The 20,596-nt window shown below is 60.9% G+C and carries 23 protein-coding genes; 19 read left to right on the top strand and 4 right to left on the bottom strand.

Annotated features, from left to right (window positions below; all coding sequences use genetic code 11):
• Window positions 1-27: 27 nt before the first annotated feature.
• Window positions 28-399, bottom strand: a complete 372-nt coding sequence (locus IFT66_RS15210) for a YraN family protein (RefSeq protein WP_062454055.1) — start codon at window positions 397-399, stop codon at window positions 28-30.
• A 9-nt stretch (window positions 400-408) separates the two neighbouring features.
• On the bottom strand, window positions 409-1,350 hold the full coding sequence (gene rsmI / locus IFT66_RS15205; protein ID WP_092663802.1) for a 16S rRNA (cytidine(1402)-2'-O)-methyltransferase: 942 nt from the start codon (window positions 1,348-1,350) through the stop codon (window positions 409-411).
• Between the two features lie 262 nt (window positions 1,351-1,612).
• On the opposite strand from rsmI, the gene dnaN reads away from it, so the two are divergent.
• The 4 genes from dnaN to pyrF all read left to right on the top strand — a co-directional run bounded on the left by dnaN (window position 1,613) and on the right by pyrF (window position 4,753).
• Entirely contained in the window at window positions 1,613-2,731 is a 1,119-nt protein-coding gene (gene dnaN, locus IFT66_RS15200; RefSeq protein WP_062454057.1) for a DNA polymerase III subunit beta, read from the top strand.
• Between the two features lie 123 nt (window positions 2,732-2,854).
• Window positions 2,855-3,448 (top strand): phospholipid N-methyltransferase PmtA, encoded by a 594-nt coding sequence (gene pmtA / locus IFT66_RS15195; protein WP_192078131.1) that lies wholly within the window; start codon window positions 2,855-2,857, stop codon window positions 3,446-3,448.
• 19 nt (window positions 3,449-3,467) lie between these two features.
• Window positions 3,468-4,055, top strand: a complete 588-nt coding sequence (locus IFT66_RS15190; RefSeq protein ID WP_192078130.1) for a histidine phosphatase family protein — start codon at window positions 3,468-3,470, stop codon at window positions 4,053-4,055.
• A 5-nt stretch (window positions 4,056-4,060) separates the two neighbouring features.
• A complete protein-coding gene (gene pyrF, locus IFT66_RS15185; RefSeq protein ID WP_192078129.1) occupies window positions 4,061-4,753 on the top strand; it encodes an orotidine-5'-phosphate decarboxylase in 693 nt (230 codons plus the stop codon).
• 24 nt (window positions 4,754-4,777) lie between these two features.
• Here pyrF and IFT66_RS15180 read toward each other — a convergent pair whose 3' ends face one another.
• Window positions 4,778-5,854, bottom strand: coding sequence for a right-handed parallel beta-helix repeat-containing protein (locus tag IFT66_RS15180; RefSeq protein ID WP_192078128.1), 1,077 nt, complete (start codon window positions 5,852-5,854; stop codon window positions 4,778-4,780).
• A 57-nt stretch (window positions 5,855-5,911) separates the two neighbouring features.
• On the opposite strand from IFT66_RS15180, the gene IFT66_RS15175 reads away from it, so the two are divergent.
• From IFT66_RS15175 to IFT66_RS15165, 3 genes are all read left to right on the top strand, one after another.
• Window positions 5,912-6,199 (top strand): DUF1330 domain-containing protein, encoded by a 288-nt coding sequence (locus tag IFT66_RS15175; RefSeq protein WP_192078127.1) that lies wholly within the window; start codon window positions 5,912-5,914, stop codon window positions 6,197-6,199.
• 113 nt (window positions 6,200-6,312) lie between these two features.
• On the top strand, window positions 6,313-7,293 hold the full coding sequence (locus IFT66_RS15170) for a complex I NDUFA9 subunit family protein (protein ID WP_192078126.1): 981 nt from the start codon (window positions 6,313-6,315) through the stop codon (window positions 7,291-7,293).
• A 216-nt stretch (window positions 7,294-7,509) separates the two neighbouring features.
• The gene (locus IFT66_RS15165) at window positions 7,510-7,662 is read left to right on the top strand and encodes a hypothetical protein (RefSeq protein WP_092663810.1); all 153 of its coding nucleotides are present in this window, start codon (window positions 7,510-7,512) and stop codon (window positions 7,660-7,662) included.
• A gap of 73 nt (window positions 7,663-7,735) precedes the next feature.
• Here IFT66_RS15165 and IFT66_RS15160 read toward each other — a convergent pair whose 3' ends face one another.
• Window positions 7,736-8,542 (bottom strand): undecaprenyl-diphosphate phosphatase, encoded by an 807-nt coding sequence (locus IFT66_RS15160; RefSeq protein WP_192078125.1) that lies wholly within the window; start codon window positions 8,540-8,542, stop codon window positions 7,736-7,738.
• A 162-nt stretch (window positions 8,543-8,704) separates the two neighbouring features.
• Here IFT66_RS15160 and IFT66_RS15155 point away from each other — a divergent pair, with 162 nt between their 5' ends.
• The 12 genes from IFT66_RS15155 (at window position 8,705) to IFT66_RS15100 (ending at window position 20,562) form a co-directional block, all read left to right on the top strand.
• Window positions 8,705-9,397, top strand: coding sequence for a glutathione S-transferase family protein (locus IFT66_RS15155; protein ID WP_192078124.1), 693 nt, complete (start codon window positions 8,705-8,707; stop codon window positions 9,395-9,397).
• Window positions 9,390-10,568, top strand: coding sequence for a tRNA epoxyqueuosine(34) reductase QueG (gene queG / locus IFT66_RS15150; protein WP_192078282.1), 1,179 nt, complete (start codon window positions 9,390-9,392; stop codon window positions 10,566-10,568). The genes IFT66_RS15155 and queG overlap by 8 nt, the downstream gene beginning before the upstream one ends.
• Window positions 10,568-11,440 carry an SDR family oxidoreductase gene (locus IFT66_RS15145; protein ID WP_192078123.1) on the top strand — a complete coding sequence of 291 codons (873 nt, stop codon included), beginning with the start codon at window positions 10,568-10,570 and terminating at the stop codon, window positions 11,438-11,440. The genes queG and IFT66_RS15145 overlap by 1 nt, the downstream gene beginning before the upstream one ends.
• A gap of 381 nt (window positions 11,441-11,821) precedes the next feature.
• The gene (locus tag IFT66_RS15140; protein WP_062454067.1) at window positions 11,822-12,238 is read left to right on the top strand and encodes a septal ring lytic transglycosylase RlpA family protein; all 417 of its coding nucleotides are present in this window, start codon (window positions 11,822-11,824) and stop codon (window positions 12,236-12,238) included.
• Between the two features lie 99 nt (window positions 12,239-12,337).
• Window positions 12,338-13,627, top strand: a complete 1,290-nt coding sequence (locus IFT66_RS15135; RefSeq protein WP_192078122.1) for an RsmB/NOP family class I SAM-dependent RNA methyltransferase — start codon at window positions 12,338-12,340, stop codon at window positions 13,625-13,627.
• 126 nt (window positions 13,628-13,753) lie between these two features.
• Complete coding sequence (locus IFT66_RS15130; protein ID WP_192078121.1) at window positions 13,754-15,025, top strand: imelysin family protein; 1,272 nt, start codon at window positions 13,754-13,756, stop codon at window positions 15,023-15,025.
• A 29-nt stretch (window positions 15,026-15,054) separates the two neighbouring features.
• Window positions 15,055-16,722 carry a di-heme oxidoreductase family protein gene (locus tag IFT66_RS15125; RefSeq protein WP_192078120.1) on the top strand — a complete coding sequence of 556 codons (1,668 nt, stop codon included), beginning with the start codon at window positions 15,055-15,057 and terminating at the stop codon, window positions 16,720-16,722.
• A complete protein-coding gene (locus IFT66_RS15120) occupies window positions 16,722-17,828 on the top strand; it encodes an imelysin family protein (protein ID WP_192078119.1) in 1,107 nt (368 codons plus the stop codon). Before IFT66_RS15125 ends, IFT66_RS15120 begins: the two co-directional genes overlap by 1 nt.
• Before the next feature lie 3 nt (window positions 17,829-17,831).
• Window positions 17,832-18,917 carry a DUF1513 domain-containing protein gene (locus tag IFT66_RS15115; protein ID WP_192078118.1) on the top strand — a complete coding sequence of 362 codons (1,086 nt, stop codon included), beginning with the start codon at window positions 17,832-17,834 and terminating at the stop codon, window positions 18,915-18,917.
• 37 nt (window positions 18,918-18,954) lie between these two features.
• Entirely contained in the window at window positions 18,955-19,407 is a 453-nt protein-coding gene (locus IFT66_RS15110) for a TspO/MBR family protein (protein ID WP_192078117.1), read from the top strand.
• A gap of 70 nt (window positions 19,408-19,477) precedes the next feature.
• Window positions 19,478-19,927, top strand: coding sequence for a PaaI family thioesterase (locus IFT66_RS15105; protein ID WP_092663828.1), 450 nt, complete (start codon window positions 19,478-19,480; stop codon window positions 19,925-19,927).
• Window positions 19,924-20,562: a 5'-methylthioadenosine/S-adenosylhomocysteine nucleosidase gene (locus tag IFT66_RS15100; protein WP_192078116.1), complete on the top strand. Its 639-nt coding sequence runs from the start codon at window positions 19,924-19,926 to the stop codon at window positions 20,560-20,562. The genes IFT66_RS15105 and IFT66_RS15100 overlap by 4 nt, the downstream gene beginning before the upstream one ends.
• Window positions 20,563-20,596: the final 34 nt, after the last annotated feature.

The raw sequence follows: 20,596 nt of genomic DNA, 5'->3' as shown, positions 1-20,596 counted from the left end.
GACGATGGGGCCTGCGCTGCCAGAGGCCTAGAACGCATCCTGGAAATGGCGCGGAAACCTTCCCGGCAAGACGGCGATGATGTCGTATCGCTGCGATAACCCGGATACGTCCTTGCGTTTCTGCAGCCAGAGATCGCTCGCGGCCCGAATCCGTTTCTGAGATGCGAAGGAGACGGCGTCGAGCGCCTGCATCTCGGATCGTCTAGCCTTCACCTCGACAAAGACCACGAGATCGCGCTTGCGGGCGATGAGATCGATCTCGCCCAGTTTCGTGCGGTGGCGAAGGGCGAGGATGCGATAGCCTTTCAGCAGGAGATAGGCAGCAGCGACATATTCCGAGACATGGCCGCGGCGCTCTGCCTTGCGACGTCTGGCGCCGATCTCATCCCGTTGTGCCATCGCGATCCATCAGGTCCCGTTCTTCATGGCGATCAGGCGCTGATAGAGATCCTTGCGCGGCAGGCCGGTGATCCTTGCCGCTTCAGTCGCAGCCTTTGCGGTCGGATGCGTTTTGGAAAGGTCCTGCAGGATGGCATCGACCTCCACCTCGCCCGGCGCCTCTTCAGGTGCTGGAGGTTCGATCAGAAGGACGATCTCGCCCTTGACGTTGTGGCCGTCACCGTAATGGGCGGCAAGCTCGGCCAGCGTGCCCCGGCGAAACTCCTCGTAGGTCTTGGTGAGTTCCCGGCAGACGCAGGCAAGCCGGCTGCCGCCGAGCACATCGGCTGCAGAAACGAGCGTGTGGGCAATGCGATGGGGAGATTCAAACAGGATCAGCGTTGCCGGGATCTTTGAAAGTTCCGCAAGCCGGTCGCGGCGGGCTTTATCCTTGGAAGACAGAAAACCGACGAACAGGAAAGCATCCGACGGCATGCCGGAACCGACGAGGGCCGCAAGCGGGGCGGACGCGCCGGGGATCGGCACGACACGATAACCGGCATCGATCGCCATCTGGCCGAGGCGATAGCCGGGATCCGACACAAGCGGCGTGCCGGCATCGGAGACCAGCGCCACAGACTTGCCGGCTTCGAGTGCCGCAATCAGCTTCGGCCCGGCTTCGTTGGCATTGTGCTCGTGGTAGGAATAAGGGCGATTGACGATGCCGTAACGATCGAGCAGCACGCGGGTCACCCTTGTGTCCTCGCAGGCCAAAACATCGGCGCCGGACAGGGTTTCGAGCGCGCGCAGCGTGATATCGCCGAGATTGCCGATCGGGGTGGCGACGAGATAGAGCGCCGGCTCGATGGGGCGGGAAGCGATAAACGTGTTGCCGACGCGGTAACCGCGCTGTCCCTTGACGGGTTCGGCAGCGGTTTCGGTGGATTGCTCTGAAGATTGGTCGAGGGTCATCGCCTGTTATGGTCGAGGCCGCAGGCTTCGGCAAGCAGAGGCCGGCGATGTTTTGCGCGTCCGGTTTCGCGGCGTTGCGTTTTCTGTGTGCAAGTGCGGTATGAACAAGCAATTCAAGTGGCGCGGGATCCGTTCTGCTCTTGCTTTCGCATCCGAATGTCTGCCATTTTGCCCGTCCACATGATCCGGCTGCGCAATGGCCGGCAGAGAATATCAGGTGGTCCGGCATGCCGGATCGCCACGGTCGAAAGCGATAGTGTCCATGCGTATTACTCTTGAGCGCTCCAATCTCTTGAAGTCGCTGAATCACGTGCACCGCGTCGTGGAACGGCGCAACACGATTCCAATCCTGTCCAACATCCTGCTGCGCGCGTCCGACGCGAGCCTGGACATGAAGGCGACGGACCTTGATCTGGAAGTGACGGAATCGACACCGGCCATGGTGGAACAGTCCGGCGCCACGACCGTGCCGGCGCATCTGCTCTATGAAATCGTCCGCAAGCTGCCGGACGGATCCGAAGTGCTGCTCGCCACCAGCGCCGACGGCGCAACCATGACCGTGCAGTCCGGCCGTTCGAAATTTTCGCTGCAGTGCCTGCCGGAAACGGATTTCCCGGATCTGACGGCCGGCAGCTTCAGCCATACGTTCAAGATGAAGGCGACCGATCTCAAGATGCTGATCGACCGCACCCAGTTTGCGATCTCGACAGAAGAGACCCGCTATTATCTGAACGGCATCTTCTTTCACACGATCGAGGCTGGTGGCGACCTGAAGCTGCGCGCTGTTGCAACCGACGGCCATCGCCTTGCCCGTGCAGATCTCAAGGCGCCTTCCGGCTCTGAAGGCATGCCGGGCATCATCGTGCCGCGCAAGACCGTGGGCGAGCTGCAGAAGCTGGTCGACGATCCGGAAGCCTTCGTGACGGTGGAAGTCTCGGATGCCAAGATCCGCCTCTCGATCGGCGGCATCGTCATGACGTCGAAGCTGATCGACGGCACATTCCCCGATTACCAGCGCGTTATCCCGACCGGCAACGACAAGGAAATGCGCGTCGACTGCCAGAGCTTTACCAAGGCTGTGGACCGCGTCTCCACGATCTCTTCCGAGCGCGGACGTGCCGTGAAGCTGTCGCTGTCCGAAGGGCAGCTGATGCTGACGGTCAACAACCCGGATTCCGGCAGCGCCACGGAAGAAGTGGCTGTCGGCTACGAATACGACGCGATGGAAATCGGCTTCAACGCCAAGTACCTGCTCGATATCACCGCCCAGCTTTCCGGCGACGACGCGATCTTCATGCTGGCGGATGCGGGGTCACCGACACTGGTGCGCGATACGGCGGGCGACGATGCGCTCTATGTGCTGATGCCGATGCGCGTATAGCATCTTACCAGGCGGCTCGGTTAACCCCAGCCGCCTTTTTTGTGCCGTATTCCGCCTGCGACATTTTATCTTGTGTTTGCGGCAAAACGGTTCACACTGGATGAAACTGGAGGGGACGACCTGATGGAACTGCGTTTGAAGGAACGGCTTGGCCGGAAATTTGACGAGGAAATCCGTTTCTTCAAAGGATGGATCGACGGTCCGAAACAGGTCGGAGCCATCATCCCCACATCCTCAGTCACCGCCAAGCGGATGGCGAGCATCATCGACACAAGTTCCGGCCTGCCGGTTCTCGAGCTTGGACCAGGCACCGGCGTTATCACCAAGGCGATCCTGAAAACCGGCATCGAGCCGCAGAACCTCGTTTCGATCGAGTATTCGACCGATTTCTACCAGCATCTGATGCGGACGTTCGAAGGCGTGCATTTCATCAATGGCGACGCGTTCGATCTGGATCGCACACTCGACACGCTGAAACATCAGAAATTCGACTGCGTGATCTGCGCCATTCCGATGCTGAGCTTTCCGATGGAGCGCCGCATCGAGCTTCTGGAGGATCTTCTCGACCGCGTTCCGGCGGGACGCCCGGTGATGCAGATCACCTACAGCCCGGTTTCGCCTATTATCGCCAAGCCAGAGCGCTACAAGATCAAGCACTATGACTTCGTGGTGCGCAACATTCCGCCGGCGCAGCTATGGACATATACGCGCGCTTAGCGTCCGGACCTTCTCCGACATGACATTTGGGATTTACATCACGCATCCGCAGGTCCGGATCGACCCCAACGTGCCGGTGCCGCAATGGGGCCTGTCCGACACGGGTCGTCTGCGCGCCGAACAGGCGGCGACATCCGGCTGGGTATCCAAGCTCGGGCGCATCGTCTCGAGCGACGAGACAAAGGCAATCGAGACCGCCGACATCCTGGCCGCGGCCGTCAGTCTCAAGACCGAAATCCTCGATGGCCTGCACGAGAACGATCGCTCGGCGACCGGCTTTCTGGCGCCGCCGGATTTCGAGGCGGCAGCCGGATGGTTTTTCGCGCACCCAACCGAAAGCTTCAAAGGCTGGGAGCGCGCAGTCGATGCGCAGGCGCGGATCGTGTCTGTGGTCGAATCCATTCTGGCGGGCCATGATCCCGCGGTGCCGATCGCCTTTGTCGGTCATGGCGGCGTCGGCACGCTTCTGAAATGTCACCTGAAACGAACGGCCATATCCCGCGCGGAAGACCAGCCGGGTGGCGGTGGCAATCTGTTCCGCTTCACCCTTGCGGATCGCGCCGTCACATGCGACTGGACCCCGATCGAAACATGGAAGGGAGACTGACAGACATGCAAGCGCGTGACAGGCTGATCGTGGGCCTTGATATCCCGACCGTGTCCGAAGCGGAAAAGATGGTGGCAACGCTTGGCGACACCGTCTCTTTCTACAAGATCGGCTACCAGCTGGCCTTTGCCGGTGGGTTGGAGTTTGCCCGCGAGCTTGCAGAGGATGGCAAGCAGATCTTTCTCGACATGAAACTGCTCGATATCGACAACACGGTCGCCAAAGCTGTCGAGAACATTGCCAAGATGGGCATGACCATGTTGACGCTGCATGCCTATCCGAAGGCAATGCGCGCCGCGGTCGAAGCAGCAAAGGGCTCCGATCTCTGCCTGCTCGGCGTTACCGTGCTGACCTCGATGGATGCGGCCGATATGATCGAAGCCGGCTATGCGCAGACACCGGGCGAGCTGGTGGCACGACGCGCCGAACAGGCGCGTGCGGCCGGTATGGGCGGCATCGTCTGCTCGGCCGAGGAATCGGCCGCCGTCAGGGCGATCGTCGGAGCCGACATGGCGGTGGTCACCCCCGGCATCCGTCCGACCGGCTCCGATGCCGGCGACCAGAAACGTGTCGTGACACCTTTCGATGCCCTGAAGTCAGGCTCCAGCCACCTTGTCGTTGCCCGCCCGATCGTCAAGGCAGCCGACCCGAAGGCGGCCGCGCAGGCTATCCTCGCGGAGATGCAGGCGGCGCTCTGACCTGCAGACGACGCTTGATCCGGATCAGCGGTTGTTGGCCAATCGGTTACGAGCGCCGTCGTTGACGATAAGGTTTGGGGAACCGCCGGGAAGGCTGTTGTCGACAACGGTATTGTCGTCAGCGCCGTCTTTGTGATCGAGCCCTCCCAGCAACATCTTGGGCTGAACGAGGCAATAGCTGTTGAAGACGCTCACGCCCTGGCGACTTCCAATCCATACTGCAGGGCGGGAGACAGGCAGCTTGTACTCGAAGGTATTGGCGCGAACGACGTTGCCCTTCGGAGGCTGGTGGCGAATGGTGCCCCCCTCACCGCAGTTCCGATATAGAAATATGCCGCCGGTCAACGGATTGACGAACCTGTTGTTTTCGATCCGGTTGTTTGCCGAGCCATCGACTGCCAAGACCTCTCGCCATTTCGGATTGGCTGCGAAAACATTTCCGACAATGGTGTTTCGTGCCGATTCCGCATCGAGGTAAACGACGGTCGATTCCGCTTTTCCAGTGAATCGCGAATTCTGCAGCGTAACGTCCGCCACACCCGGCGCAAGATAGAGCGGCACCCCGGCACTGCCAGAGAATGTCAGATTGTCGAGAAGAATACGTTTTGGGGCCGCCGCCTGTGCCCGCAAGGTATGTCCCGGGTGCTGCGAGGAGGCCTTGACTTGCTCGGCTTGGCCGTTGGCACCGAGGCCCTGGATCCGCAGATCCCCCCGGATATGACAATTGCGGATCGTAATATCAGTGGGCGCGTCCCATTTGCCTTGCGGCAGTTTGCGTGAGCGGATCAACACGGTTCTGCCTTTAGCAGCCGAGCCATCAATCGTCGCGCCGTTGCAGTCAAAGACAACACCGGAAGCACGACTACCCGAGAATATGACAGGCCGCACGATGTTGTCGCTCTGAGCAAGCGATACATCGCAGCTAATTTCCACCGGCTTGAGACCGGAACTTGCCGGTGCCCGCAACTTTTCCATGATCTTCGGGCTACAACTTGCAGCCTTTGCGGGGCCGCAGGCGACCAGCAGCAACGGCACGAGATACGGCAGAGCCAAACAGGCGTTGCGCGCTGCAATCCGGCCGCGTTGTCCGGTCTTTATCATGTTGACTCCCCGCCAGATTTGCTCGAATCGAATATGCCCAATCGAGGAGAGGTTATTATGGCAAAAGGTTACTGGATTGCTCGGGTCGATGTTCGCGACGCCGAGCGATACAAGGACTACGTCGCGGCGGCGAAACCGGCATTTGAGGAATACGGCGCCAATTTCCTTGCCCGCGGCGGCGCGATGACCGAACTGGAGGGCACGGCCCGCGGCCGCAATGTGGTGATCGAGTTCCCGTCGATGCAGGCTGCAGTCGATTGCTACAACTCGCCGGCATATCAGATCGCTGCTAAAATCCGCCAGGAAGCGGCCAATGCCGAAATGGTTGTGGTTGAGGGTGTCTGATATCGCTCGCTGACAGCGACAACCGTTTGCGGAAACACTTCCACCACCGCCCGGATTCGGCTAAACAGCATTCCATATTTCGTCGTCCCTTCTTCAGGCTCCCGGAGCTTATCATGACCATCAACAATCTACCGCCTCTCGTCACCGTCTTCGGGGGATCCGGCTTCGTCGGCAGACAGGTGGTTCGCACGCTTGCCAAGCGCGGCTACCGTGTTCGCGTCGCGGTGCGTCGCCCGGATCTTGCCGGCTTTCTTCTGCCCGCCGGCTATGTCGGCCAGATCTCGCTGGTGCAGGCGAACCTGCGCTACCGCGATTCCGTGCTGCGAGCCGTCGAAGGCTCCGCGCATGTGGTCAACTGCATCGGCATCCTGTTCGAAAGCGGCCGCAACACGTTCGACGGCGTGCAGGATATCGGCGTGAAGACGCTGGTCGAAGCCGTGAAGGCTGCCGGCGCGAAGCTGACCCATGTTTCGGCAATCGGTGCCGATGTCAATTCCGCTTCGAGCTACGCACGCAGCAAGGGCCGCGCCGAAGCGACGATCCAGGCCGCACTTCCGGATGCGGTGATCCTGCGTCCTTCCGTGGTTTTCGGTGCTGACGACAGCTTCTTCAACCGGTTCGCCTCGATGGCACGGACGTTCCCGTTCCTACCGCTGATTGGTGGTGGCCATACGAAACTGCAGCCGGTCTTCGTGGAAGACGTGGCGGAAACCGTGGGACGCTCCGTCGACGGCTCCATTCCGTCCGGCAAGATCTACGAGCTGGGTGGCGGCGAAGTAATGACGATGCGCGACTGCATGGAAACGGTCATGCGTGTGACCGCCCGCAAGAAGCCGCTTCTCTCTCTGCCTTTCGGCGTGGCCTCCATGATCGGCAGCGTTGCCTCGATGGTGCCCCTGATCACCCCGCCGGTCACGGCGGACCAGGTGGAACTCCTGAAACGGGACAATGTGGTTTCGGACGCTGCGGAAAAAGACGGCCGCACGCTTGCGGGTATCGGCATCACTCCGACCCTGGCCACCTCCGTTCTTGCGTCCTATCTCGTGCGCTACCGGCCGCAGGGCCAGTACACGGGCTCCGGCAAGGCCGCCTGATTTCAATATCATAGATCCTTACCGGATCCTTGACGACGTGCTCTCCGGGGCGCGTCGTTTTTTTTGAGCGCAGGTGCCGAAAGCTCTGTGGCGCAAAGGTCGCAGTTATTGGCCGTCTTGCGTTAACGGGCAGTTTAGCAAAAACGTTTATTGAATATCAGCCACACGGCCCGTAGACCCACACACAGATATTTCCCTTCTGAAAGGCGCATTTGCATGGGCAAACCCATCGCCCTCTTTTTCGTATGTGCAGCACTTGTGATCCTTGCAGGATCGTTCATGGCTCCTGAAACCGGAGCTGCCGGCAAGCTCGATTGCGCGCCTGCTTATGGTGTCGATCCCTGCAGCACTGCTTCCATCCGCTACTGAAGCAGAGAGCATCTACCTCTCCCTATGACAAAGGCGGCCGGTGGCCGCCTTTTGCTTTTTCCGGTTCCGACCTTCAGGCCCCGAGCAACAGGGCCGTGAGGCCGATGGCGCCGACTGCGATCCGCCAGTAGGCGAAAGGCGCGTAGCCGCGGCTCGAGATGAAATTGAGAAGTGAGCGCACGACAAACACGGCCGTTACGAAAGCCGAGAGAAAACCGACCACGATGACCGCACTGTCGTCGAAGGACAGCAGCGCACGGTTCTTGACAAGATCGAGCGTGAAGGCACCGACCATTGTCGGCATGGCGAGGAAGAACGAGAACTCCGCCGCAGACCGCTTGTCCGCGCCAAGCAGGAGCGCGCCGACGATGGTGGCGCCGGAGCGCGACGTGCCGGGGATCATCGCGAGGCACTGGCAGAACCCGATCTTGAGCGCCAGCGACAGCGGATAGTCCATCACGTCATGATATTTCGGTTCGAACTTCATGCGATCGACGGCAAGCAGGATGAAGCCACCGACGATCAGCATGACGCAGATCAATATCGGCGTTTCGAACAGGACCGTCTTGATGAAATCATGCGCGATGGCGCCGATCACGGCGGCCGGGAGAAAACCCGCCAGAATGGTCAGAACGAAACGGCGCGACTGGACACTTGTTGGCAGCGAGATGGCGATCGAAATCAGCCTCTGCGCATAGACCAGGAGAATGGCCAGGATGGCGCCGAGCTGAATCAGGACGGCAAACGTGTTTCCGGGAGAATTGAAACCGAGAAAATGGCCGGCAAGCAGCACATGTGCGGTGGATGAAACGGGCAGAAATTCCGTGAGCCCCTCGATAATACCGAGTACGAGGGCGCTGATAATGGGCTGATCCACCATTCTTAGTCCTTTGCTATGCGATAGAGGTGGTTTTTAATCGTTTCTTAGCGGTTTGTGGCCCCTGCTTGTACTGGCCCTACCAAATCCATATAGCTGGCATATGTCAGGCGGGCGCCCGAAGCAGCCGCTTTCCTATACATTATAACTGAAGTTTTCTAATCGATGCCCACCCTATATCATCATCCTATGTCGTCTTCCTCACGCTTCGTCCGTCTGATCCTCGCGGAATACGGCTTCCAGACGGATCTGGTCGAGGAGCAGACCTGGGAAAAGCGCCGCGAGTTTCTCACGCTCAACCCGGCGGCGACCCTGCCCGTCTATGTTGACGACAATATGCGCGTTCTGTGCGGCCCGTCGGTTCTGATGGAATTTCTCGACGAGACCCATGGCGTGCTGAAGCGAGACCGCCGGCTGCTTGCCGAAGACCCGTGGCAGCGGGCCGAAATCCGTCGGCTGACGGAATGGTTCCTGATCAAGATGGAGCAGGACGTGACCCGGCCGCTGACGCGCGAGCGCGTCTACAAGCTGCAGATGACCGCGGCACAGGGCGGTGGCGCACCCGATTCAAAGGTGCTGCGGACATCCCGCGCCAACATTCGCCAGCATATGAAATATCTCGCCTGGCTTGCCGGCTCGCGCCAGTGGCTGGCCGGCGAGCGCCTGAGCTATGCCGACCTTGCCGCCGCCGCCTCGATCTCCGTGCTCGATTATCTGGGCGAAATCGACTGGTCGGAAATCCCGATCGCCAAGGACTGGTACCAGCGGATCAAATCGCGCCCCTCTTTCCGTCCGCTGCTGTCCGAGCGCATCCGCGGCCTCACTCCGGTATCGCATTATGCGGACCTTGATTTCTGAGCCGGACCACGACCTGAGCCAGGAGAAGGTCGACCTTCGGGCCGACCGGCGTCGGCAGAAGCTGGCTGCCTTCATTCGCGAGGAAGCCGCAGCCCAGGGCTTCGATCTCTGTCGCATCACAAGGCCCGACAGCATTCCGAAAGCACCGGAACGGCTAACGACATTTCTATCTGACGAGCATCACGGCACGATGGACTGGATGGCGGAGACGCGCGAGCGTCGCGGCGATCCCAAGGCGCTCTGGTCCGAAGTCAGGTCGATCGTGATGTTTGCGATGAATTACGGGCCGGACGAGGATCCGCGCGGCATTCTGGAGAAGCCCGACAAGGCCGCGATTTCCGTCTATGCCCGCAACCGCGACTATCACGACGTGATCAAGGGTCGGCTGAAGGAGATCGCCACACGGTTTGCCGCCCGTGCCGGCGAGGATGTCAAAGTATTCGTCGATACGGCACCGGTGATGGAAAAGCCGCTTGGCGAAGCCGCCGGCATCGGATGGCAGGGCAAGCACACCAATCTGGTCAGCCGCACGCACGGGTCCTGGCTTTTTCTCGGCAGCCTGTTCACGACAGCGGATCTGGCCTTCGACGAGGCTGAGCGGGACTATTGCGGCTCCTGCCGCGCCTGTCTCGACGCCTGCCCGACGGCGGCGTTTCCGGCGCCCTACCGGCTGGATGCGCGGCGCTGCATCTCCTACCTGACGATTGAGCACAAGGGACCGATCGCGCCCGAATTCCGTTCGCTGATCGGCAACCGTATCTATGGCTGCGACGATTGCCTTGCGGCATGCCCATGGAACAAGTTCGCGGCCAGCGCGTCTGAAATGAAGCTGAAGGCGCGCGAGGACCTCAAGGAACCGTCGATTGCGTTTCTTCTCACCTTGGACGATCCGGCGTTTCGCACCTTCTTCAGCGGATCGCCGGTGAAAAGGATCGGCCGAGACCGTTTCGTGCGCAACGTGCTGATCGCTGCCGGCAATTCCGGCGACCGCAGTTTCGTCGATCAGTGTCGCAGGTTATCAGTGGATGCGTCCCCTACCGTGCGCGGAATGGCGATCTGGGCGCTGAAGCGGCTGATGTCGGAGGCGGAGTTCGCTATGTTTGCGGCGGCACGGGCTCCGGACGATGATGCCGAGGTCGAAAACGAATGGACGATGGCAGGAGTGGTTTGATGCGGGTGATGATCTTCGGATGCGGCTATTCCGGCCAGGCGATTGCAGAGGCCTTCATCGCCGACGGCGCTACGGTTTCCGGCACGGTTCGCAGCGAGGAGAAGGCCGTGGCTCTTCGCGCAAAGGGCATTCGGCCCTTCATCTTCGACGGCAGCGAGTTCGATGGAGCGCTGCCGGGCGAGATGGCCGAGGTGACGCATCTGGTTCAGTCCATCCCACCCGGTCATGAAGGCGATCCGCTCCTGAAGCTGATCGACGGCAAGCTCTCGGCCTTGTTTCCGAAGCTCGAATGGATCGGCTATCTCTCGACAGTCGGTGTCTATGGTGACCATGGCGGTGACTGGGTGACCGAAGAGACGCCGGGAAGCCCCATCCTTGGCCGCTCGATCGAACGGGTCGATACAGAGGATGCCTGGACGGAGCAGGCGACCAGCGTTGGCGTGCCATGCGCAGTGCTGCGTCTCTCCGGCATCTACGGGCCCGGGCGCAACGCCTTCATCAATCTTTCCCGCGGCAGCGCGCGACGCATCATCAAGAAGGGTCAAGTGTTCAACCGGATCCGGGTGGAGGATATCGGGGGCGCCTCGCTGTTTCTCGGGAGCCGACGGATGGGTGGCCTCTATAATGTCACCGACGACGAGCCATGCCCGCCCCAGGACGTGATCGTCGAGGCTGCCCGGATGATGGGCGTCGAGCCGCCGCCGGAACAGGATTTCGACACTGCAGACATGTCTCCGATGGCGCGGTCCTTCTATGGCGCCAACAAGCGCGTCTCGAATGAGAAGATCAGGGCCGCCGGCTTCCAATTCCGCTTTCCGAATTACCGCGTTTCGCTCTCGGAATTGTGGTCTTCCGACCGCTGGAGAGGATGAAATCTCCTCTACTCATCGGTGGGAATTTTCATCCTGAGCCATTATCCCGGTCATAAATTCTTAATGCCTGGGGCGCGGCGCCCCAAAACCGGTCCAAATAAGACAGCAGACCGACTTTAAGAGAAAAAAATTTTGCCTGTTTTCGTGAACACGAGTCGTCCGTGGGGAACAGTGGAATGACGTTTCGCTTGGAGACTGATTCTAAAGCTTTTCTTCCAAAAAAGCTTAGCCAGGTGCATTAACAACATCGATCGCAATGTAATCACGAATGTTACAATGCGTAACACTCCGTGATAACTAATCCCACTTTTTCGCCATTTTTGGCCCCGCTTAAGCCGGCTGCACGCAACGTGCAGGGACAAACGGACGGGGACGACCGACTTGACAACAATTCGACGCTCGACACTCGCGGTTGCCATTGCTGCTTTTGCACTACTCGGCACCGCGCAGGCCAATGCTGCGCCCGGATGCGGCCATGCATCCTGGTATGCTCTTTCATCAAAGACCGCTTCCGGCGAGCGGATGAACGCCGCCAAGCTGACCGCCGCACATCGCTCGCTGCCATTCGGCACCAGGGTTCTCGTGACCAACAAGCGCAACGGCAAAAGCGTCGTCGTGCGCATCAACGATCGCGGCCCGTTCATTCGCGGCCGGGTGATCGACGTTTCGAAAGCCGCAGCCAAGGATATCGGCATGGTCTCTTCGGGCACTGCGCAGGTCTGCTACCAGATCGTTGCCGACACCCGCGCTTCCAGCCAGAAGATCTCCGGCAAGGGCATCAAGGACGTCGACGGCTGAGGCACCAGAGCTTTGAACGCCTGACGTGCTGCACTTGCCCTTTCGACCGTTCGCGGTTACGACCCACCCCACACGGGTTCAACCGAGACGGAGAATGACATGCGACTGGGCGGACGAGTAGCCGGAGCAATCGACGTACTGGCGGATATCGAGGCACGCAGACGCCCCGTCGCCGACGCGCTGAAGGACTGGGGCCTCGCGCACCGCTTTGCCGGATCCGGCGACCGCGCCGCAATCGGAAACATCGTCTACGACGCATTGCGTATGCGGCTCAGCCACGCATTCATCATGGATGACGATAGTGCCGTCGCACTGGCCTATGCGGTTCTCCTTCGCCAGTGGGGATATTCTCCGGAAACCCTGGCTGCCGATTTTGCCGACGACCGTTTCGCGCCGCCGGTTTTGACCGAAGCGCATATCGCCGCCTTTTCCTCCCGCAAGCTGGAAGACGCGCCGCTTCACATCCAGGGCGACATTCCGGACTGGGTTCAGCCTTCCTTCGAAGCAAATTTCGGCGACGACTGGCTGGCCGAGGCAAAGGCACTTGCCACCCGACCGACGCTTGATCTGCGCGCCAACACGCTGAAGGCGTCGCGCGACAAGGTGGTCAAGGCGCTGGACCGCGCCGGTGCCAAGCCTGCGCGCATTGCCCGCAACGGCATCCGGATCGCTGCCGGCGAAGGTGCTTCCCGGCTTCCGAATATCACTGCCGAGCTTTCCTTCCAGAAGGGCTGGTTCGAGGTGCAGGACGAGGGCTCGCAGATCGTGGCCGAGCTCGTTCAGCCTGCCGAGAACCATCAGGTGCTGGACTATTGCGCCGGCGGTGGCGGCAAGACGCTGGCCATGTCGGCTGCAATGAACAACAAAGGCCAGGTTCACGCCTACGATACCGACCGCAAGCGGCTGGCGCCGATCATCGAGCGCCTGCGTCGGGCCGGCACCCGCAACGTCCAGGTTCACGACGATGCGCGCCAGCTTGAAGGTCTCCGGAACAAGCTGGATGCGGTTCTGGTCGACGCGCCCTGCACCGGCACCGGGACATGGCGCCGTCGCCCCGACACGAAATGGCGGCTGACGCAGAAGAACCTCGACGAGCGCATTGCGCAGCAGCAGGATGCGCTTCTGGAAGCATCCGCTTTCGTGAAGCCGGGCGGCGCGCTTCTTTATGTGACCTGTTCGATCCTGCCGGAAGAAAACGACCAGCAGGCTGTCCGGTTCTGCGAGCAAAACCCCGAGTTCTCCATTGTACCGGCAGCCGACCAGTGGGCGAAGATTTTCGGCAACGACGCGGCCACGCCTCGCGCCAAGGATGCAGCGACGGTCACGCTGTCTCCCGCAAGTACCGATACGGACGGATTCTTTTTCTGCCGCATGCAACGCAAGGTTTGAGCGGGACTTGCATTGCGGATTTACCCTGAAAGAATTCTAAACCAGATCATTTGACACAAGTTTAGATTTGCGCGATGAGCCTTTGAGGCAGCCTCGTTTTCAAACGACGCCGCAATGGAGAGGGACATGATCCGCAAATTCGCTTTCAGCGCCGCACTGGCGCTTCTCGCCGCATCGACTACATTAACGGCAGCGCGCGCCGACACGAAGCCGGCCGCCGTGCTCAAGCATTATTCCGAGCTGGCGCATGCCAAGTTCGAGGATTCGCTGATATCAGCGCAAAGCCTCGAAAAGGCCATCGACGGGCTGATTGCAAGCCCAAGCGAGGAAACGCTTAAGGCGGCGAAAGCAGCCTGGATCGCGGCGCGTGTTCCCTACCAGCAGACCGAAGTCTATCGCTTCGGCAATTCTGCCGTTGACGACTGGGAAGGCAAGGTCAACGCCTGGCCGCTGGATGAAGGCCTGATCGATTACGTCGACCCCTCCTATGGCACCGAAAGCGACGAGAACGCGCTCTATACGGCCAACATCATTGCCAACCCCAAGATCAAGGTGAACGGCAAGACGCTCGACACGACCAAGATCACCACGAAGACCCTTCGCAGCCTGCATGAGGCCGGCGAGATCGAGGCGAATGTGGCGACCGGGTACCATGCGATCGAGTTTCTACTGTGGGGCCAAGATACCAATGGCACCGGGCCTGGCGCCGGTACGCGCCCCTATACGGATTACAGCAAGACCGAATGCACCAACGGCAATTGCGACCGTCGCGCCGCCTACCTGAAAGCGGCAACCGCATTGCTGGTTGCCGATCTGAAGGACATGGTCGTGGCGTGGGGCCCCAAGGGCAAGGCTACCAGGACTGTCGAGGCCAATGGCAAGAAGGGTCTGAGCGCCATTCTGACCGGCATGGGCTCACTCTCCTATGGCGAGCTTGCCGGCGAGCGGATGAAGCTTGGCCTGCTGCTGCATGATCCGGAAGAAGAGCATGACTGCTTCTCCGACAACACCTATGCCTCGCACCTCAACGACGCGATCGGCATCAAGTCGGCCTATACGGGAGAATATACCCGTATCGACGGGACCAAAATGACCGGAGCCTCTCTTTCGGACCTCGTCTTGGCCAAGGACAAAGCGCTGGACGACGAGATGAAGGGCAAACTGGATGCAACGCTTGCGGCCATGAACGCGATGGCCGACCGTGCCCAGAAGGTCGAGGCCTATGACCAGATGATCGGCGAGAACAATGCCGACGGGAACGCCGTCGTCCAGAAAGCGATCGATGGCCTGATCGACCAGACCAAGACGATCGAGCGCGTCGTAGCGTCGCTCGATCTCGGCAAGGTTGAGCTCGAGGGCTCCGACAGCCTCGACAATCCCGATGCGGTGTTCCAGTAAGCCGCTGAAGCGGTTGCCAAGCGATTGCGATGAAGAACGTCACCTCCCCCACCCCTCCCCGAACGCGGGAGGGGCATAACCACTCCCCGGCTTGTCCCCAGCACCCGCTGGACGACGAGCTCGCGCGTGGCTGCCTTCCCCATCGCGGGAACGGAGCCGGGAAAAGCGGCTACTGGTATCGTCTGGTTTTGCCGCTGCTTTCAGGCGCTCTGTTTCTGATCCCCATCGTCGCCACCGGTGGCGACAGCATTTTTCCGACGTCGCGCACCGATCTCAACCCGAAAGACCAGAAGCGGGTGGAGAGCGTGACGCGTGCCACGACGGACTTCTCCAAGCCTGAGCAGTTCGAGCTGATGGCCGGCGGCGGGGCAACCACCAAGGCAAGCGTCAACGGCAATATCTTCTCGCATTTTTCCGCCAACATCACGTTCGAGGAAGAGCAGGATTTCAAGCTCGGCAATGCGCTGTTCACCAAGCTCTGGGTGTCTTCTCCCTCGTCGACCCAGGCTTCCGACGGGTTGGGGCCGCTGTTCAACGCACGGGCCTGCCAGAGCTGCCACCTGAAGGACGGTCGCGGGCATCCGCCAGAAGGTGCCGCAGACGCGACATCGATGTTCCTGCGGCTGGCCCGCCCGGCCCGGACCGACGACGAACGCGCGGCAATCGCCGATTATCGCAAGCTCAACTTTCCGGATGCGGTCTATGGCGAGCAGTTGCAGGATCTGGCAGTCCCCGGCCTTCAGGCCGAAGGCCGACTGCAGATTGCCTATCAGGACCTGCCGGTGACACTTGCCGATGGCGAGGTGGTCACTCTGCGCAAGCCCAGCTATTCGGTGAGCGACCTGGGGTTTGGCCCGATGGAGGGCGACGTCACGCTTTCGCCGCGTGTCGCCCCGCCGATGATCGGCATGGGCCTCATCCAGGCGATCCACGAGGCCGACCTGCTAGATAACGCCGATCCTGACGACACCGATGGCGATGGTATCTCGGGCAAGGCCGCGCTGGTGCGCGACCACAAGAGCGGCGAGCTGAAGATCGGGCGTTTCGGCTTCAAGGCGCAGAATGCGTCCATCCGCGACCAGAGCTCATCGGCTTTCGTCGGCGATATCGGCATTTCGACACCGGACGATCCGTTCGATCACGGCGACTGCCGGAAGGCGCAAAGCGACTGTCTGGCCCTGCCGACCGGTGTCCAGCCGAGGCTCGGTCCGGTGGAAGCGCCTGATCCGGTGCTGCCGCTCGTCACGTTCTACTCGGAAAACTTGGCCGTGCCGGCCCGACGCGATATCGGGGATGCCGGCGTGCTGAAGGGCAAACAGCTGTTTTATCAGACGGGCTGTGCTTCCTGCCACATGCCGAAATTCGTGACCCGCCGCGATGCGGGAAACAAGGCGCATGCATTCCAGCTGATCTGGCCCTATTCCGACTTCCTGCTGCACGACATGGGCGAAGGCCTTGCCGATGGCCAGCAGGTGGGCGTGGCGAACGGGCAGGAATGGCGCACTCAACCGCTCTGGGGTCTCGGCTTGACGCAGACCGTCAATGGGCACACGTTCTTCCTGCATGACGGGCGGGCGCGAAACCTGACCGAGGCAATTCTCTGGCATGGCGGCGAGGCAGAGAAGGCACGTGATGCCTTTGCATCGCTTTCCAAAGATGATCGCGCTTCTCTTCTCACCTTCCTGGAGTCACTCTGATGCGCAAGATCTTCGCGGCCGGCCTGGCTCTGCTGCTGTCCACAACGGCGCAGGCGCAGGATGCCGACAGCGTTCCGGCAGTCGAACTTCCGGCAGCTACCGTCACGAAGGTGATGACTGCGGCGGTCAACGGCTTTGTCCGGCCGGGCTATGATGCCTTCGAGACGTCTGCGCAGGATGTGGCCGACAAGAGTGCTGCACTCTGCAAGGCCCCCTCGGTCGCCAATCTCGACGTCGTTAAGACCGCATTCCGCGCGCTCGTCGTCAGCTGGGGGTCGATCGAGATCGTCCGCACTGGACCGATCATCGAGCAGAACCGGTTCGAGCGGGTGCTGTTTTATCCCGACCGCAAGAGCACCGGTCTGAAGCAGGTGCAGGCTGTGCTTGCCAAGAAGGACGAGACGGCGACGGACCCGACGACGCTTGCCTCCAAAAGCGTTGCAACACAGGGTCTCGGCGCACTCGAATATCTGCTTTACGGCACCAATGCCGATAGCGATCTGCTGGCGGCCGAGAATGCATTTCGCTGCCGATATGCCGCCGCAGCCGCGCAGAACGTTGCCAATGTCGCAAAGGAAGTGGCCGGTATCTGGGACGCGCCGGATGGCATCGCCAAGACGTGGGAACAGCCGGGACCCGACAATCCAGCCTTTCGCACAGGCGGCGAGGCGATAACCGCATTGCTCGGTATTCTGGTCCATGGCGCGGAGGCCGTGCGCGACCAGCGGATCGAGACATTCTACAAAGGTGCCGGCAAGGCGACGTTTCCGAAACAGGCGCTATTCTGGCGTTCGCAAAACACCTGGGACAGCCTGCACGGCAATCTTGATGGATTGTCAAAGCTGCTCGCCACGTCGGGCATGGTCGAGCTGCTGCAGGAAAAGGACCGACCGGTCGTCGCGGCAACGCAGGCCAGATTGCAGTCGATGATCGCCACGGCCCGCACCGTCATGCCCAATATCGAAGTGGCGGTCGAAAACCCCAGCGAACAGGCGAAGCTTCAATCGCTTCTCAACGGCGGCAAGGACGTGATCGCCAAGCTGAACGACGGTTATGGCGGCGCGATCGGGCTTTCTTCCGGCTTCTCGTTTGCAGACGGCGACTAGGCCATGAGCTGGCGCGGCGAAACGATCGATCGACGCTGTTTCCTGAAGGCCGCCGGCATCGCCTTTACCGCGGCCCTTCAACCGCGCTCGCTGATGGCGCTGGAGCGGGCAGACGCGGTTTATGCCTCGGGTTTTCGCGCGCCAGACGGTTCGTTCGGCATTGCGACCGTCTCGGAGCGCGGCGAGATCATCGACCGTGTGGCGCTTCCCGCGCGGGCGCATGGCATGGCCTTCAGTGCTACGACCGGTCGAACCGTCGCCTTTGCCAGACGGCCGGGCACGTTCGCCATGGTGTTCGATGCAGCACGCCGGGCAGAGCCTGTCATGATCACGGCGCCGGAGGGGCGGCACTTCTACGGGCACGGGCATTTCTCACCCGACGGCACCAGGCTTTACGCGAGCGAGAACGATTTCGACGGCAATCGCGGCATGATCGGGGTCTATGACGGAACCGACGGCTTCCGCCGCATCGGCGAATTCGATGCCCATGGTGTCGGCACCCACGACATGACCGTCTCCGACGACGGGTCGATGCTGGTCATTGCCAATGGCGGTATCGAGACGCATCCGGATTTCGGCCGCACCAAGCTCAATCTCGACCGGATGGAGCCATCGCTGGTGCTGCTGGATGCAAGATCCGGCGCGCTGATCCAGAAACACCTGATGCCGCCGGCGCTATCCCAGCTTTCCACACGGCATCTCGACATTGCCGACAGTGGCCGGATCTGGTTTGCCTGCCAGTGGGAAGGTGCGCGCAACGCATTGCCGCCGCTTGCCGGCTGGTTTTCGAAAGGCGAGGACATCGCATTCCTCGACCTGCCCGACCCGACAACGGTCCGGCTTGGCAACTATGTGGGTGCGATTGCCGTCAATCGTCGCGAGGGCTTGGTCGGCCTGACATCGCCGGTTGGCGGTGCGGCGGTGACGCTGGATGCAAGGACCGGCAAGGTGATGAGGGAAGAGACGGTGCGGGAGGCTGCGGGCGTGGCACCGGCTGCGCACGGCATCGCGGTCTCGACCTATGACGGGCGTTTCAACGAGACCAAAAGCCGGATAGCCTGGGACCAGCACATCGTTCGCATCGGATGATCTTTCCGGCCGCTCAAACCGCTCTATCTGAGGGTACATGCGCAAACCTATTGTCTACGGTCTCTTCATCATCGCGTCGGTCGCCGTCGGCGTGATCAGCGGCGTCAGCAACATTCCCGGCGAATGGTACCAACAGCTGAACAAGCCGTTCTTCAATCCGCCGAACTGGATCTTCGGACCGGTCTGGACGGTTCTCTACGGCATGATCGGCGCGGCTCTCGCCTCGACCTGGTACGACCAGAACAACACTCGACGCTTGGTCGTGTTTGCGGTTCAGGCCGTGTTGAACCTTCTCTGGTCTCCGGCCTTTTTCGGAATGCAGAATCCGGTTCTGGGTCTTACCATCATCGTTCCGATGCTCGCTTTCATCCTGCTGTTCATTGCGATGAGCTGGCGGCCGAACCGCACGGCCGCGCTGCTGTTCGTGCCCTATGCGCTGTGGGTCGCGTTTGCGACGATGCTCAACCTCTCGATCGTCATGCTCAACTGACGAGCTGAGACCAAACCGGCTTGCCGATACCGGCCCGGCATGGCACGTTGCCTCGATCAAAGGGGCAGGCATGAGCATTCTCGAAACAGGCGATTTTCGCGAGCGTATTCGCCAGAGTTTTGACCGGCAGGGCGCGATGGCAATGCTCGATGCGGAACTGACCCGGGTCGAGCAGGCGATGATCGAGATCGAGCTGCCCTATAGCGAGAAGCTGACCCAACAGCATGGCTTTCTGCATGCCGGCGTGATTTCCGCGGCCCTCGACACAGCCTGCACCTATGCCGCCTACACGACGATTGCGCCTGACGCCTCGATCCTCACCATCGAGTTCAAGGTGAACCTGTTGTCGCCGGGACGTGGAGAGCGGTTTCTGTTTCGCGGCGAAATCACCAAGCCGGGGTCTACGATCATCGTCGCGGACGGGCGTGGTTATGCGATCGGTGACGGGCCGGCAAAACTCATCGCGTCCATGACCGCATCGATGATGGTCATTCGCGGCAGGCAGGATATCGTCGGATGAATTTCGAACTGAAGTCGGTCGCGGGCAGGCAGGTCATGTTCGTCATGGCCGTCGATGCCGAGTATGGTCCGCATCTCAAAACCCGTATCAAGCCGCTGATGACCGGCGTCGGCCCCGTCGAGGCGGCGGTCGTCCTGTCGCGCGCGCTGACACGGCTGGAGGCGGAAAGCCGGTTGCCGGATCTGGTCGTTTCACTCGGGTCCGCCGGCTCGCGCAGTCTCGAGCAGACAGAAGTCTATCAGGTCTCGTCCGCTGCCTATCGCGACATGGACGCCTCCCCGCTTGGTTTCGAGAAGGGACGCACGCCGTTTCTCGATCACCCGGCAATCGTCCCCATGCCGCTACGCATCCCCGGCATTGCGGAAGCGTCGCTTTCAACGGGCGGCAATATCGTTTCGGGAGCAGCCTATGATCTCGTGGCAGCCGACATGGTGGACATGGAGACCTTTGCGGTGCTGCGATGCTGTCAGCTTTTCGGTCTTCCGCTGATCGGCCTGCGGGGCATTTCCGACGGCAAGGCGGAGCTGAAGCATGTCGACAACTGGACGGAATATCTTCATGTCATCGACGAGAAGCTTGCCGCGGTTATCGACCGGCTTGAAAACGCCCTCGAAAGCGGCGATTTGGCGCTCTGACGCAGTTGCACAAAAGCCAGTTTTTCTCTAAAGG

Origin of the sequence: Rhizobium sp. CFBP 13726 (assembly GCF_014841925.1) — a bacterium.
In the GTDB taxonomy this organism is placed as follows: Bacteria; Pseudomonadota; Alphaproteobacteria; order Rhizobiales; family Rhizobiaceae; genus Neorhizobium; species Neorhizobium soli.
This window is presented reverse-complemented; position numbering and strand designations above follow the sequence as displayed.

Bases quoted from the DNA above. Each gene is read 5' to 3' on its own strand.
- IFT66_RS15120 (WP_192078119.1), top strand. From the start codon at position 16,722: ATGCGCAAGATCTTCGCGGCCGGCCTGGCTCTGCTGCTGTCCACAACG.
- IFT66_RS15180 (WP_192078128.1), bottom strand. From the start codon at position 5,854: ATGATAAAGACCGGACAACGCGGCCGGATTGCAGCGCGCAACGCCTGT.
- IFT66_RS15145 (WP_192078123.1), top strand. From the start codon at position 10,568: ATGCGGGTGATGATCTTCGGATGCGGCTATTCCGGCCAGGCGATTGCA.
- IFT66_RS15135 (WP_192078122.1), top strand. From the start codon at position 12,338: ATGCGACTGGGCGGACGAGTAGCCGGAGCAATCGACGTACTGGCGGAT.
- rsmI (WP_092663802.1), bottom strand. From the start codon at position 1,350: ATGACCCTCGACCAATCTTCAGAGCAATCCACCGAAACCGCTGCCGAA.
- IFT66_RS15155 (WP_192078124.1), top strand. From the start codon at position 8,705: ATGCCCACCCTATATCATCATCCTATGTCGTCTTCCTCACGCTTCGTC.
- pmtA (WP_192078131.1), top strand. From the start codon at position 2,855: ATGGAACTGCGTTTGAAGGAACGGCTTGGCCGGAAATTTGACGAGGAA.
- IFT66_RS15100 (WP_192078116.1), top strand. From the start codon at position 19,924: ATGAATTTCGAACTGAAGTCGGTCGCGGGCAGGCAGGTCATGTTCGTC.
- pyrF (WP_192078129.1), top strand. From the start codon at position 4,061: ATGCAAGCGCGTGACAGGCTGATCGTGGGCCTTGATATCCCGACCGTG.
- IFT66_RS15210 (WP_062454055.1), bottom strand. From the start codon at position 399: ATGGCACAACGGGATGAGATCGGCGCCAGACGTCGCAAGGCAGAGCGC.
- IFT66_RS15115 (WP_192078118.1), top strand. From the start codon at position 17,832: ATGAGCTGGCGCGGCGAAACGATCGATCGACGCTGTTTCCTGAAGGCC.
- IFT66_RS15105 (WP_092663828.1), top strand. From the start codon at position 19,478: ATGAGCATTCTCGAAACAGGCGATTTTCGCGAGCGTATTCGCCAGAGT.
- dnaN (WP_062454057.1), top strand. From the start codon at position 1,613: ATGCGTATTACTCTTGAGCGCTCCAATCTCTTGAAGTCGCTGAATCAC.
- IFT66_RS15110 (WP_192078117.1), top strand. From the start codon at position 18,955: ATGCGCAAACCTATTGTCTACGGTCTCTTCATCATCGCGTCGGTCGCC.
- IFT66_RS15160 (WP_192078125.1), bottom strand. From the start codon at position 8,542: ATGGTGGATCAGCCCATTATCAGCGCCCTCGTACTCGGTATTATCGAG.
- IFT66_RS15130 (WP_192078121.1), top strand. From the start codon at position 13,754: ATGATCCGCAAATTCGCTTTCAGCGCCGCACTGGCGCTTCTCGCCGCA.
- IFT66_RS15125 (WP_192078120.1), top strand. From the start codon at position 15,055: ATGAAGAACGTCACCTCCCCCACCCCTCCCCGAACGCGGGAGGGGCAT.
- IFT66_RS15175 (WP_192078127.1), top strand. From the start codon at position 5,912: ATGGCAAAAGGTTACTGGATTGCTCGGGTCGATGTTCGCGACGCCGAG.
- IFT66_RS15170 (WP_192078126.1), top strand. From the start codon at position 6,313: ATGACCATCAACAATCTACCGCCTCTCGTCACCGTCTTCGGGGGATCC.
- IFT66_RS15165 (WP_092663810.1), top strand. From the start codon at position 7,510: ATGGGCAAACCCATCGCCCTCTTTTTCGTATGTGCAGCACTTGTGATC.
- IFT66_RS15190 (WP_192078130.1), top strand. From the start codon at position 3,468: ATGACATTTGGGATTTACATCACGCATCCGCAGGTCCGGATCGACCCC.